The 13485-nt window shown below is 63.9% G+C and carries 11 protein-coding genes; 4 read left to right on the top strand and 7 right to left on the bottom strand.

The window, feature by feature from the left end; genetic code table 11:
* Positions 1 to 27: 27 nt before the first annotated feature.
* The 3 genes from acnD to prpB all read right to left on the bottom strand — a co-directional run bounded on the left by acnD (position 28) and on the right by prpB (position 4810).
* Complete coding sequence (gene acnD / locus LMJ30_RS17355; protein WP_229433684.1) at positions 28 to 2625, bottom strand: Fe/S-dependent 2-methylisocitrate dehydratase AcnD; 2598 nt, start codon at positions 2623 to 2625, stop codon at positions 28 to 30.
* A 114-nt stretch (positions 2626 to 2739) separates the two neighbouring features.
* The gene (prpC, locus tag LMJ30_RS17350) at positions 2740 to 3897 is read right to left on the bottom strand and encodes a bifunctional 2-methylcitrate synthase/citrate synthase (protein WP_229433683.1); all 1158 of its coding nucleotides are present in this window, start codon (positions 3895 to 3897) and stop codon (positions 2740 to 2742) included.
* A 28-nt stretch (positions 3898 to 3925) separates the two neighbouring features.
* Positions 3926 to 4810: a methylisocitrate lyase gene (gene prpB, locus LMJ30_RS17345; protein WP_229433682.1), complete on the bottom strand. Its 885-nt coding sequence runs from the start codon at positions 4808 to 4810 to the stop codon at positions 3926 to 3928.
* A 227-nt stretch (positions 4811 to 5037) separates the two neighbouring features.
* On the opposite strand from prpB, the gene prpR reads away from it, so the two are divergent.
* From prpR to LMJ30_RS17330, 3 genes are all read left to right on the top strand, one after another.
* Positions 5038 to 6651 carry a propionate catabolism operon regulatory protein PrpR gene (prpR, locus tag LMJ30_RS17340; protein WP_229433681.1) on the top strand — a complete coding sequence of 538 codons (1614 nt, stop codon included), beginning with the start codon at positions 5038 to 5040 and terminating at the stop codon, positions 6649 to 6651.
* A gap of 125 nt (positions 6652 to 6776) precedes the next feature.
* On the top strand, positions 6777 to 8153 hold the full coding sequence (locus LMJ30_RS17335) for a pyridoxal-phosphate dependent enzyme (protein WP_229433680.1): 1377 nt from the start codon (positions 6777 to 6779) through the stop codon (positions 8151 to 8153).
* The gene (locus LMJ30_RS17330; RefSeq protein WP_229433679.1) at positions 8150 to 9325 is read left to right on the top strand and encodes a trans-sulfuration enzyme family protein; all 1176 of its coding nucleotides are present in this window, start codon (positions 8150 to 8152) and stop codon (positions 9323 to 9325) included. Before LMJ30_RS17335 ends, LMJ30_RS17330 begins: the two co-directional genes overlap by 4 nt.
* Positions 9326 to 9353: 28 nt before the next feature.
* Here LMJ30_RS17330 and LMJ30_RS17325 read toward each other — a convergent pair whose 3' ends face one another.
* The gene (locus LMJ30_RS17325) at positions 9354 to 10223 is read right to left on the bottom strand and encodes a c-type cytochrome (protein ID WP_229433678.1); all 870 of its coding nucleotides are present in this window, start codon (positions 10221 to 10223) and stop codon (positions 9354 to 9356) included.
* Between the two features lie 130 nt (positions 10224 to 10353).
* Positions 10354 to 11793: an amidohydrolase family protein gene (locus LMJ30_RS17320; RefSeq protein WP_229433677.1), complete on the bottom strand. Its 1440-nt coding sequence runs from the start codon at positions 11791 to 11793 to the stop codon at positions 10354 to 10356.
* Positions 11794 to 11901: 108 nt separating this feature from the next.
* On the opposite strand from LMJ30_RS17320, the gene LMJ30_RS17315 reads away from it, so the two are divergent.
* On the top strand, positions 11902 to 12783 hold the full coding sequence (locus LMJ30_RS17315) for a PhzF family phenazine biosynthesis protein (protein ID WP_229433676.1): 882 nt from the start codon (positions 11902 to 11904) through the stop codon (positions 12781 to 12783).
* 10 nt (positions 12784 to 12793) lie between these two features.
* On the opposite strand, the gene LMJ30_RS17310 is transcribed toward LMJ30_RS17315, so the two are convergent.
* Positions 12794 to 13162 (bottom strand): glyoxalase superfamily protein, encoded by a 369-nt coding sequence (locus LMJ30_RS17310; protein ID WP_229433675.1) that lies wholly within the window; start codon positions 13160 to 13162, stop codon positions 12794 to 12796.
* Between the two features lie 72 nt (positions 13163 to 13234).
* Entirely contained in the window at positions 13235 to 13477 is a 243-nt protein-coding gene (locus LMJ30_RS17305) for a hypothetical protein (RefSeq protein ID WP_229433674.1), read from the bottom strand.
* Between the last annotated feature and the right edge of the window lie 8 nt (positions 13478 to 13485).

The following is a 13485-nucleotide window of genomic DNA, read 5'->3' as shown; positions in this document are numbered from 1 at the left end:
GGCCCGCATCCGCCGTTTTTGCTTGCGTTACGCAGCCTTCACCGAAGACGCGAGGAAGTCCTGCGCGAAGCGCTGCAGCACCCCACCGGCTTCGTAGATCGACACCTCTTCGGCGGTATCGAGCCTGCAGGTCACCGGCACTTCCAGGCGTTCGCCATTCTTGCGGTTGACGACCAGGGTCAGCGTCGCGCGCGGCGTACGGTCACCGACCACGTCATACGTCTCGGTGCCATCGAGCCCCAGCGTCAAACGATTGACACCAGCCTTGAACTCCAGCGGCAGCACGCCCATCCCCACCAGGTTGGTGCGGTGGATACGCTCAAACCCTTCAGCGACAATCGCCTCGACGCCAGCCAGGCGTACGCCCTTGGCCGCCCAGTCGCGCGACGAGCCCTGCCCGTAGTCGGCGCCAGCGACGATGATCAAAGGCTGCTTGCGCTCCATGTAGGTTTCAATCGCTTCCCACATGCGCGTGACCTTGCCTTCCGGCTCAACGCGCGCCAGCGAACCAGCTTTCACCTTGCCGTCCACAACCGCCATCTCGTTAATCAGGGTCGGATTGGCAAAGGTTGCGCGCTGCGCCGTCAGGTGGTCGCCGCGGTGCGTCGCATATGAATTGAAGTCCTCTTCCGGCAGGCCCATTTTGGCGAGGTACTCGCCGGCCGCGCTGTTCAACATGATCGCATTCGACGGCGAAAGGTGGTCGGTGGTGATGTTATCGCCGAGGACCGCGAGCGGACGCATGCCCTTGAGCGAACGCTCGCCAGCCAGCGCGCCTTCCCAGTACGGCGGGCGGCGGATGTAGGTGCTTTGCGCGCGCCAGTCGTACAGCGGGCTGACCTTCTCGCCGTTGTCCGCCTGGACCGCGAACATCGGCGTGTACACCTTGCGGAACTGGTCCGGCTTGACGCTCGATGCGACGATCGCGTCGATCTCTTCGTCCGATGGCCAGATGTCGGCCAGGCGGATCGGATTGCCGTTCGCATCAAGGCCGAGGATATCCTTCTCGATATCGAAGCGGATCGTACCGGCAATCGCATATGCGACCACCAGCGGCGGCGACGCCAGGAATGCCTGCTTGGCATACGGGTGGATGCGGCCGTCGAAGTTGCGGTTACCCGACAGGACAGCCGTGGCGTACAGGTCGCGGTCGATGATCTCTTGCTGGATGACCGGATCCAGCGCGCCGCTCATGCCGTTGCAGGTGGTGCAGGCAAACGCCACGACGCCGAAGCCGAGGCTTTCCAGTTCCGGCATCAGCCCTGCTTCTTCCAGGTACAGCGCGACAGTCTTCGAGCCTGGCGCCAGCGAGCTCTTGACCCACGGCTTGCGCGCGAGGCCAAGCCTGTTGGCGTTGCGCGCGATGAGGCCGGCGGCGATCATGTTGCGCGGGTTGTTGGTGTTGGTGCAGCTGGTGATCGCGGCGATGATGACCGCGCCGTCCGGCATCAGGCCAGGCTCGTTTTCAACCGTGCCGCTGATGCCGCGCGCTGCCAGCTCCGACGTCGGCACGCGCTTGTGCGGGTTGGACGGGCCGGCGATGTTGCGCACCACGGTCGACAGGTCGAAGCTCAGTACGCGCTCGTACTCGGCGTTCTTCAGGCTGTCCGCCCACAAGCCGGTTTCCTTCGCATAGATCTCGACCAGCTTGACCAGTTCGTCGTCGCGGCCGGTCAGCTTCAGGTACTTGATGGTCTGTTCGTCGATGTAGAACATCGCCGCGGTCGAGCCGAATTCCGGCGCCATGTTCGAGATGGTGGCGCGGTCGCCCAAGGTCAGGGTGGACGCGCCTTCGCCGAAGAACTCCAGGTAGGACGAGACGACTTTGGACGCGCGCAGGAATTCGGTCAGCGCCAGCACGATGTCGGTGGCGGTAATGCCAGGCTGCGGCTTGCCGGTCAGCTCAACGCCGATAATGTCCGGCAGGCGCATGTACGACGCGCGGCCAAGCATGACGCTTTCGGCTTCGAGGCCGCCGACGCCGATGGCGATCACGCCCAGCGCATCGACCATCGGGGTGTGCGAGTCGGTGCCGACCAGCGTATCCGGGTAGGCGACGTTGCCCTTCACCTGGATTACCGGCGACATGCGCTCGAGATTGATCTGGTGGAGGATGCCATTACCGGGCGGGATCACGTCGACGTTCTTGAACGCCTTCTTGGTCCAGTTGATGAAGTCGAAGCGGTCTTCGTTGCGGCGGTCTTCGATGGCGCGGTTCTTGTCGAACGCGTCCGGGTCGAAGCCTCCGCACTCGACTGCCAGCGAGTGGTCCACCACCAGCTGGGTCGGCACGACCGGGTTGACCATCGCAGGGTCGCCGCCTTCGAGGGCGATGGCGTCGCGCAGGCCGGCCAGGTCGACCAGCGCGGTCTGGCCGAGGATGTCGTGGCAGACGACGCGCGCAGGGAACCATGGGAAGTCGAGGTCGCGCTTGCGCTCGATGATCTGCTTGAGCGATGCGGTCAGCATCAAGGGGTCGCAGCGGCGCACGAGGTTCTCGGCGAGCACGCGCGAGGTGTACGGCAGCTTGTCGTAGGCGCCGGGCTGGATGGCTTCAACCGCTGCGCGCGTGTCGAAGTAATCGAGCTTGGTGCCCGGCAGGGGTTTGCGGTGAGCGGTATTCATAGTTGATTCCTTATCGTCGTTCCCGCGAAAGCGGGAACCCATGCTGAGCCGGAAAATCTGCGGCGATATGGGTTCCCGCCTGCGCGGGAATGACGGTTCAAACGACGGTGGCTATTACTTACGGGCCGACAGCGGCACGAATTGCAGGTCTTCCGGGCCGACGTAGTTTGCGCTCGGGCGGATGATCTTGTTGTCGATGCGCTGCTCAATGATGTGCGCGGCCCAGCCGGACGTGCGCGAGATGACGAACAGCGGCGTGAACATCGCGGTCGGCACGCCCATCATGTGGTACGACACGGCCGAGAACCAGTCCAGGTTCGGGAACATCTTCTTCACTTCCCACATCACGGTCTCAAGTCGCTCGGCGATGTCGAACATCTTCATCGAGCCCGCATCGCGCGACAGCGAGCGCGCCACTTCCTTGATCACCTTGTTGCGAGGGTCGGAGACCGTGTACACAGGGTGGCCAAAGCCGATCACGACTTCCTTGTTGGCGACGCGGTTGCGGATGTCCGCTTCCGCTTCGTCCGGGTTCTCGTAGCGCTTCTGGATGTCCAGCGCGACTTCGTTGGCGCCGCCGTGCTTCGGTCCGCGCAACGCGCCGATCGCGCCGGTGATGGCCGAGTGGATGTCCGAACCCGTGCCTGCGATAACGCGCGAGGTAAAGGTCGATGCGTTGAACTCGTGTTCGGCGTACAGGATCAGCGAGGTGTGCATCGCTTTTTCCCAGCTCTTCGGCGGCTTCACGCCATGCAGCATGTGCAGGAAGTGGCCGCCGATGGAATCGTCGTCGGTCTCGACGTCGATGCGCTTGCCGTTGTGGCTGAAGTGGTACCAGTACAGCAGCATCGAGCCGAACGACGCCATCAGGCGGTCGGCGATGTCGCGCGCGCCCGGCGCGTTGTGGTCGTCCTTCTCAGGCAGCACGCAGCCCAGGGTCGATACGCCGGTGCGCATCACGTCCATCGGGTGGCTCGATGCCGGCAGCGCTTCCAGCGCGGCCTTGACTGCCTGCGGCAAACCGCGCAGCGATTTCAGCTTGGCCTTGTAGCCCGCCAGTTCGGCCGAATTGGGCAGCTTGCCGTGTACCAGCAGGTAGGCGATTTCTTCGAATTCCGACGTGTCCGCGATGTCGAGGATGTCGTAGCCGCGATAGTGCAGGTCATTGCCGGTTTTGCCGACCGAGCACAGGGCCGTGTTACCGGCTGCGACGCCGGACAGTGCTACCGATTTCTTTGGCTTGAAGCCTGGTGCTGCTTGTTGCTCACTCATGTTTGGGTCTCCAGTAAACGTCGGCGGATTATTTTTTCTGCGCTGCGAACAGCGCATCGAGCTTTTGCTCGAAGTCGTGATAGTTGATGCGTTCGTACAGCTCCATGCGGGTCTGCATGGTGTCGACCACGTTCTTTTGCGTACCGTCGCGGCGGATCGCGCCATAGACGTTTTCGGCAGCCTTGTTCATCGCACGGAAAGCGGACAGCGGATACAGCACCAGGCCGACGTCGGCGCCCTTGAGTTCTTCAGTGGTGAACAGCGGGGTCGAACCGAATTCGGTGATGTTGGCGAGGACCGGCACCTTGACCGCTTTCGCAAACTGCGAGTACATCGCCAGGTCAGTGATCGCTTCAGGGAACACCATGTCGGCGCCTGCTTCGACGCACGCGATGGTACGCTCGATTGCGGCTTCCAGGCCTTCGACCGCCAGCGCGTCGGTGCGCGCCATGATGACGAAGCTGTCGTCGGTGCGCGCATCGACTGCGGCCTTGATACGGTCGACCATCTCCTGCTTGGTGACGATCTCCTTGCCCGGACGGTGGCCGCAGCGCTTGGCGCCGACCTGGTCTTCGATGTGCATGGCGGCGGCGCCGAACTTGATCATCGACTTGACGGTGCGCGCGACGTTGAAGGCCGATGCGCCGAAACCGGTGTCGACGTCGACCAGCAGCGGCAGGTCGCAGACATCGGTGATGCGGCGCACGTCGGTCAGCACGTCGTCGAGGTTCGAGATGCCAAGGTCAGGCAGGCCGAGCGAACCGGCAGCGACGCCGCCGCCGGACAGGTAGATGGCGCGGAAGCCCGCGCGCTTGGCCAGCAGGGCATGGTTGGCGTTGATGGCGCCGACAACTTGCAACGGCGATTCTTCCTGCACTGCGCGGCGGAACAACGCGCCTGGTGATTCCTTCATGTGTACTCCCCTTTCATGTTGCATCGGTGACGGTGATGCCCTTCTATTGCAAGGGGCGTGCCAACGCCAGGCGGCGCCTTCATTCCTTTGCAATATTTGGAAAAACCTCGAATATTCAATGCATTAGAAGCAAAAAGTGCAAACATTATTTGCATGACAACATTTCATTTATGTTCCAAATTCGTTTCATATGAAACACAGCGAAACGTTTGAGTTAAAATTGGAACATGAGCTATCAACCCCGCGTTCCCGCCGAGAGCAACGACAAGCCTGTTATCTGGACGGTATCCGTGTCGCGCCTGTCCGACCTGTTCCGCGACATCACGCTGGAATACGACCATCTCGCATCGATCGAGCCGATCAACCTCGGCTTCGACGACGCCGCACGCCACATCCGCGAGCGCATGGCGACCGACCGGTGCGACGTGGTGATTGCGGCCGGCTCCAACGCGGCCTACCTGAAAGGCCGCGTGTCGGTGCCGGTGGTGATCGCCAAGGCCAGCGGTTTCGATGTAATGCAGGCGCTGGCCCGCGCGCGCCGCGTATCCGACCGCATCGGCGTGATCACTTACCAGGAGCAGCTGCCCGAGCTGGCCGAATTCGGCGCCACCTTCGGCGTGCCGATCGCGCAGCGCACCTATGTCACCGAAGAAGATGCGCGCGCCCAGATCAACGACCTGAAAGCGGCGGGCATCAAAGCCATCGTCGGCGCAGGCCTGATCACCGATCTGGCCGAGGAAGCCGGGCTGACCGGGGTGTTCGTCTACTCGGCCGCGTCGATCCGCCAGGCGTTCGACGACGCGCTGGAGATGGCGCGCCTGACCCACCTTGAATCGAACCGCGGTCCGCGCACCGTGGTGGCCGACACGCTGCGCGCCAAGCACGGACTGAACGACCTGCGCGGCGAATCGGCCGCCATGGAAAAGCTGCGCCAGTCGGTCGTGCTGTACGCGCGTTCGCCCGCCACTGTGCTGATCCAGGGCGAGACCGGCACCGGCAAAGAGCTGGTGGCGCAGGCGATTCACCGTGAAGGCCCGCGCAGCCTTGGCGCCAACCGGCCTTTCGTCGCCGTCAACTGCGGCGCGATTGCCGAGTCGCTGCTGGAATCCGAACTGTTCGGCCACGAGGAAGGCGCCTTCACCGGCGCGAGGCGCGGCGGCCACGCCGGCTTGTTCGAGGCCGCGCACAGGGGCACCCTCTTCCTCGATGAAATTGGCGAAATGCCGCTGGCGCTGCAAACGCGGCTGCTGCGCGTACTGGAAGAACGCGAAGTCGTGCGCGTCGGCGGCACCCGTCCGGTTGCGGTCAACGTGCGCGTGATCAGCGCAACCCACTGCGACCTGGAAGCGCGGGTGCGCGAAGGCCGCTTCCGCGCCGACCTGTTCTACCGGCTGGCGGTGCTGCGCATGGCGCTGCCCCCGCTGCGCGAGCGCCCGGCGGACATCGGCGTGCTGGCCGAGTGGTCGCTGAAGAACGCGCTGGCTGCACTGGGCGCGCGGCCGCACCCGAACCTGCACGCCGAGATCGCCGCGTGCACACCGCTGCTTGAGCGCTATGACTGGCCGGGCAACGTGCGCGAGCTGCGCAACCTGGCCGAACGGCTCGCCCTGTTCCTCGCCGCCGAGCCGCTGCAGGCACTGACGCCGGCCTTCATGCTCTCGGTCGCGCCTGAACTGGCGCGCCAGCCCAAAGAGCCGCTCGCGCTTGAGGTGGCAACCGCGGCACCTGCCGGCGAAACGGTCGAGGAGGTGCTGGCGCGCTTCGGCGGCCGGCGCGACGAAGCCGCGCAATACCTCGGCATCAGCCGCACCACCTTGTGGCGGAAATTGCGAAAAGCATAACTAGCACATCCACCGTGTTTCGTTTCCCCGCACGTCAATGCAGCTTGCGCTGAATCGGCGCAAAATCGTCCAGATATTCGGCCGGGGACATTCCTTGGCCCAACTTTTGGCCTTGGAGAAACACGATGGCACAGACACCGCAACCGGCGCTGTTTTCCTTGATCGGTAACACGCCCCTGGTTGAAGTAAGCCGCATCGACACTGGCCCCTGCCGGCTCTTCCTCAAACTTGAATGCCAAAACCCCGGCGGCTCGATCAAGGACCGCATCGGGCGCGCGATGATTGAAAAGGCGGAGGCCGACGGCGCGCTCCAGGCGGGCGGCACGGTGGTCGAGGCGACGGCGGGGAACACCGGCATCGGCCTCGCGCTGGTCGCGCGCATCAAGGGCTACCGCGTTGTGCTGGTGGTGCCCGACAAGATGGCCATCGAAAAGGTGCTGCACCTGAAGGCGCTGGGCGCCGAAATCCACCCGACGCGCTCCGACGTCGGCAAGGGCCATCCCGAGTACTACCAGGACTACGCGGCCCGGCTGGCGCGTGAAATTCCCGGCGCCTGGTTTGCCGACCAGTTCAACAACCAGGCCAACCCGTATGCGCACGAATCGACCACCGGGCCTGAGATGTGGCGGCAAAGCGGCGAAAGGCTGGACGCGATTGTGGTCGGCGTCGGTTCCGGCGGCACCCTCACCGGCCTGTCGCGCTACTTCAGCGCAGTGCACCCCGAGCTGGAGTTCGTGCTGGCAGACCCGAAGGGATCGATCCTCGCGGAGTACGTCGAGACGGGCAAGCTGTCGGAAGTATCGGGATCATGGGCGGTGGAAGGCATTGGCGAGGACTTCATTCCCGGCATCGCCGACCTGTCGCGCGTGGCCCGCGCCTATACCATCAGCGACGAAGAGAGCTTCCACAGCGCGCGCCTGCTGCTGCGCGAGGAAGGCATCCTGGCCGGGTCGTCCACCGGCACGCTGCTCGCCGCGGCGCTGCGCTACTGCCGCGCGCAAACGACGCCCAAGCGCGTCGCCACTTTTGTCTGCGACACTGGCACCCGCTACCTCACCAAGGTGTACAGCGATGGCTGGCTGGTCGACCAGGGCCTGCTCAAGCGCCCTCTCCTGGGCGACCTGCGCGACCTGATCGGCCGCCGCTACGACGAAGGCGAAGTGGTGACGGTGGCGCCGTCGGACAACCTGCTCACCGCATTCAACCGCATGCGCAGCGCCGACCTGGCGCAGCTGCCCGTGATTGACAACGGCAAGCTGGTGGGACTGATCGACGAGTCCGACCTGCTGCTGCACGTGACGACGGCAGGCGGCAAATTCTCCAGCCTTGTCAGCAGCACCATGACGGCGCAATTACGTACGCTTCGCCCCAACGCCAGCATGCAGCAGCTTCGCGAGATCATCGACCTTGGCCTGACTGCCGTCATCACCGACGACGGCCACTTCTTCGGCCTGATCACACGCTTCGACCTCCTTAACCACCTTCGCAGGACGCTATCGTGAACGAATCGACCAAGAAGCACATCGCCACGCGGGTCATCCACGGCGGGCAGTCTCCCGACCCGAGCACCGGTGCGGTGATGCCGCCGATTTATGCCACCTCCACCTTTGTGCAGCAAAGCCCCGGCGTGCACAAGGGCCTCGACTACGGCCGTTCGCACAATCCGACCCGCTGGGCACTGGAGCGCTGCGTGGCCGACCTTGAAAGCGGATCGCAGGCGTTTGCCTTCGCATCGGGCCTGGCTGCGATTTCGACGGTGCTGGAGCTGGCCGACAGCGGCTCGCATATCATCGCGGGCGACGACATGTACGGTGGCACCTACCGGCTGTTCGAGCGCGTGCGCAGGCGCAGCGCGGGGCATGACTTCAGCTATGTCGACCTCACCTCGACCGAGTCGCTGCTGGCTGCCATCAAGCCGGAGACCCGGATGGTGTGGGTCGAGACGCCGACCAACCCGATGCTCAAGCTGGCGGACCTGGAAGCGATCGCGAGGATCTGCCGCGATCGCGGCATCATCTCGGTGTGCGACAACACCTTTGCCAGCCCTATCGTGCAGCGGCCACTTGAATTCGGCTTCGACATCGTGGTGCACTCGACGACCAAATACATGAACGGACACTCGGACATCATCGGCGGCATCGCAGTCGTCGGCGCGGAGCTGCATCAGCGCGAGCTGGCCGAGCAGCTGGGATTCTTGCAGAACTCGGTGGGGGCGATACAGGGGCCGTTCGACAGCTTCCTGGTCCTGCGCGGGATTAAGACGCTGGCGCTGCGGCTGGAGCGCCACTGCAGCAACGCGCTGGCGCTGGCGCAGTGGCTCGATCGCGAGCCGAAGGTGCGCAAGGTGTACTACCCGGGGCTGGAGTCGCATCCGCAGCATGCGCTGGCCCGGCGCCAGATGAATGGCTATGGCGGGATCATCTCGATTGAGCTCGATGCCGACCTGGCCGGGGCGCGCCGCTTCCTGGAGCGGTGCGAGGTGTTCACGCTGGCCGAAAGCCTTGGGGGCGTCGAGAGCCTGATCGAACATCCGGCCTTGATGACGCATGCGACGATTCCAGCGGCGCAGCGGGCGCTGCTTGGCATCAGCGACAGCTTTATCCGCCTGTCGGTGGGCGTAGAGCACCTGGATGACCAGCGCGACGATTTGCGCACCGCCCTGGCCGCGATCTGAGTTCAGGGGATGGCGCGGGCTTATCCATCTATTCTCCGAATGGGCGCGGCGGCAGCGAACGGAGATAGGCGGTCAGCGCCGCCATATCGGAGTCGTCGATGTTCTTGTAGTGCTGGTACGCCATCGGCGGCTTGTAGGGCGTCCCGTAGCGGTCGACCCCGCCGCGGACGGCGTTCGAGATCTGGGCGTCGGTCCAGCTTTTCAAACCGCTTTCATGCGGCGTCAGGTTCCGTGAGATGCTCTCGCCCCAGGGGCCGGGGAACACACGGCCGCCCGAACCGAGGCTGGCCGTCACCAGCATCCCCTTCGGGTCGCGCTGGGTATGGCATTCCATGCAGTGGCCGATGGTGGCAAGGTACTCGCCGTATTTGACCTTGTCGGCACGCGACGGCGCCTTTACGCTCGTGACCGGGGGCCCCCAACTGGGAGGCAGCGGGAAGTTATAGGTGCTTTTCGGGACCGCATTGCTGACGGCGCGTTCTGTGCGAAGTACGGCGACAATCGCATTGACATCCTCGTCTGACATGTGGCGGTAAAACTCGACCGGCATGGGCGGGCCGATCAGGCTGCCGTCGGGACGGACGCCTTCGCGGATCGCCCTGGCCAACTGGGCGTCAGTCCATTTTCCGACGCCGGTCTCGCGGTCCTGCGTGACATTGGGCGCGTAGGCCGTGAACATCTTGTCCTGGAAAAGCAGCCCGCCGGACAGGCCTTTGTCGGGCAGGTATTCGCCACGCGGGCCGCGCGCCATGTGGCAATTGGCGCAGGCGACGACGCCGTTCATCAGGTACCGGCCCCTGTCAAGCGTGGCCGAAGTCGGCGGTGCGGCGGCTGCGAGGTTGAGGGCAGACGCCAGCAGGATGGCTGACGCAGCGGGGCGGATCGACGAATTGCGCATGGTGTTCACCTCGACAGGAACGACACAAACGACGGAATTCAAGCGATCAATGCTAGCGCGGCATCAGCGATATGTAAATACGCTTCGGTTCGCCGGTCGCCAGCTGTTGCGCATTGTAGACGGACGTTGGTCAACCACGGCTGGCTACCCAGCGCTTCACGCCTTCCAGCATCTTGTCGAGACGCGCACGGTCGTGCACCTCGCCACGGCTGACCACCATGCGGATCTTGCGCGTCGCGCCGATATCGGCCAGCGGGTCGGCGTCGAGGACCAGCAGGTCGGCCGTCTTGCCGGCTGCGACGCTGCCGTAACGTTCCAGCTTGCCGAGGAAGCGCGGTCCGTTGACCACCGCGCTTTGCAGCGCCTGCTGCGGCGTCAGCCCGTAGCGCACGAACAGCCCGATCTCGTCGTGCAGCGCCTGCCCCGGATAGTTAAACGAGTTGAGGAAACCCGCGTCGGTGCCGGCGATGATGCTCACGCCTTCCTGCGCCAGCAGGGGCAGCAGCCCGGCGGATTTTTCGAAAATCGCGTGCCGCAACGCGATCGCCTCCGGTCCATCCTGCGCTGCGCGCTGCACCCGCCATTCGTAGGTCGCGCGAATGCCCTTGCCGATGTACTTCAGGTAGTCGTCAGCGTGGTGGCTTTCCTGGTCGAGATAGGCTGTGATGCGCGATCCCCACAGCGTCGGCACCACCGCCGTGCCTTGGGCGGCCATGTGGCGGAAGGCTTTGCGCGCGGTGGCTTCGTCATAGCCCTCCAGGCTCAGGCGCATGACCTCGCGCCCGGTCAGCTTGCCGGCGGCGACCTGCCCAGCCAGCTCGCCCTCGCGCGGCGTGGTTGCGCGCAGCAGGTAGGTCTGGTGTTCAACCGTGCCGAGCCCCGCCTCGAAGGCGCGCGCCAGCGGCATCTGGCCCGGCAGGTGGCCCGATGTGCGCATGCCGCGTGCCTTGGCCTGGCGCAGTGCCTCGAGGTAGATCTCCGGCGTCATTGTGCTCTCGGTGATCTTGACAAAATCGACGCCCTGCGCCAGCAGCTTGTCGAGCGCCTTGCTCACGTCTTCAGGCGTGCCCACTTCAAGGGTGCCCTTCCACATCGGCTTGATCCCTTCCAGCTTGGGGCCGGATGCGAAGATCGTGGGGCCGGCCAGTTTGCCCTCGGCGATCTGGCGGCGCCATGACAGCACCGTGTCGGACAAGTCGCCTGCGCAGTCGCGCACCGTTGTGATGCCGTGCGCGAGATACAGCGGCAGCAGCTGCTTGTTCTCTTCGATCAGCGCTTCGCCGCCGCCGAAGTGGACGTGGGTGTCCCACAGGCCGGGCATCAGGTATTTGCCGCGCAGTTTGATGACCTTCTTCGGCGCGTAGTTTTTCAGCTCGGCGTCCTTGACCACGGCGATGATGGTGTCGCCTTTCAGGAGCACGGACTGGCCGGTGGCGCGGGTGCCGGCCGCCACGTCGATGATGGTGGCCTGCGTCAGCGCGACGTCGACGGCGATTCTCTCAGCAGCGAAGGCGGTGTTGAGGAGCCCCGCGGCCAACAGGGCTGCGGCAAGTTTGTTCATCTGGTGCATGGCGTAGTCCGGGAATGTTTGCTCTTGAGAACTTTACACCAGATCGACGTAAGCGATCTCCCTGTGCCTATAATCGAAGCCCCTTTTCCCGTTTACGAAGGACCCGCCATGTCCGCCCTACCGTTCAAGCAAGTCGATGTGTTTACCCGCAAGCCGTTCATGGGCAATCCGGTCGCCGTCGTACTCGACGCAAGCGCGCTATCCACCGAACAGATGCAGCAGGTCGCAAACTGGACCAACCTGTCGGAGACCACCTTCGTGGTGCCGGTTACCGATGCGCAGGCGGATTACCACGTGCGCATCTTCACGCCGCATGCCGAGCTGCCCTTCGCAGGGCATCCGACCATCGGTACCGCGCATGCGTTGCTGGAGGCTGGCATGGTGAAGGCGACCGACGGCGTGCTGGTGCAGCAGTGCCGCGTGGGCCTGGTCCGGCTGGAAGTGGAGGCTGGAACGGATGGCGCGCAGTCGATCTCGTTCAGTCTTCCGGAGCCGGCCATCACGCGCCTGGACGAGGCGCAGTGCGATGAGCTTGAGGCGGTGCTCGGCTTGCGCGTTGATCGCGGCCATACGCCATGCCTGGTTGATGTGGGCGCGCGCTGGATCGTCGCGCAGCTTGATAGCGCGCAGGCGGTGCTCGATGCGCGGCCGGACTTTGTCCGCATGAAGGAACAGGACAGGAAGGGTCGGCATACCGGCGTGGTGATCTTCGGGCCGCATAACGATGGGCGCGAGGCGCGCATCGAGATACGCGCGTTCGCGCCGGCGCATGGGATTGACGAGGACCCGGTCTGCGGCAGCGGCTCGGGGACCGTGGGCGCGTTTATCCGGCATACCGGCCAGGTCGAACGCTTCGGCCGCGCTTTCGTCGCGTCACAGGGCGTTGTGGTTAAACGGAATGGACAGCTGCGGCTCGCGGTCAGCGAAAAGGCTGTTGAGGTTGGAGGCAACTCGGTGACCTGTGTTGATGGGGTGCTTCGCGTTTCATAGCACAGTCATCTCAGGTGCTGATTGCGGTGGTAAAGGTCAGGCGATTGCCGAACGGGTCTTTGACCGACATGTCACGAGTACCCCATGGGGTGTCGTCCAGGGAGGGCCGCGCATACTTAAACTGTTTTGCGATCAGCTCAGCATGCAGCTCGTCGATGCCGTTCACTTCAATCCGCATGGCCGAGCCGGGGCAGCAATCGCCGTGATGTTCGGACAGGTGAAGGATGCAGCCCTCGCGCGAGATTTGCAGGTAGAGAGGTAGGGCTGGCTCGAAGCGGTGCTCCCAGTCGACCTTGAATCCAAGGAAATCCACATAGAATTCTTTGGCTTTCGCTTCATCGAAGATGCGGAGGATGGGAGTGGTGCTATGAATTTTCATGTGTCGGTCCGTTCGTAATTTGATTCACATCCTTGCCCGCGGGGCCTGGCAGCACGTGCGACTATCGGCTGGTCAATACCCTAACTCTTTAGCTTGTTCCAACGCCTTGATCGTGCCCGGCCGTTTTGCGTAGCGTTTGCGCGCTGCCGCTTCATCCTTCGCCAGTTCATTGCATCGCGAGTCTTTCATCGCTCGCGAGATTTCCTGGCTACGTTCAGCGTCATAGGGCTCTTCGCCACTCCAGTGTGTACAGAGGGCGATGCGATCAATCAGTTGTTTGACATCCCTCGGTTGCCCTTTCTTCAGTTCAGCCAATGGGTCAT

Origin of the sequence: Massilia agrisoli, assembly GCF_020831365.1 — a bacterium.
GTDB classification, from domain to species: domain Bacteria; phylum Pseudomonadota; class Gammaproteobacteria; order Burkholderiales; family Burkholderiaceae_D; genus Telluria_A; species Telluria_A agrisoli.
Note: the sequence above shows the minus strand (reverse complement) of the source record. Positions and strands in the feature narration are given on the sequence as shown.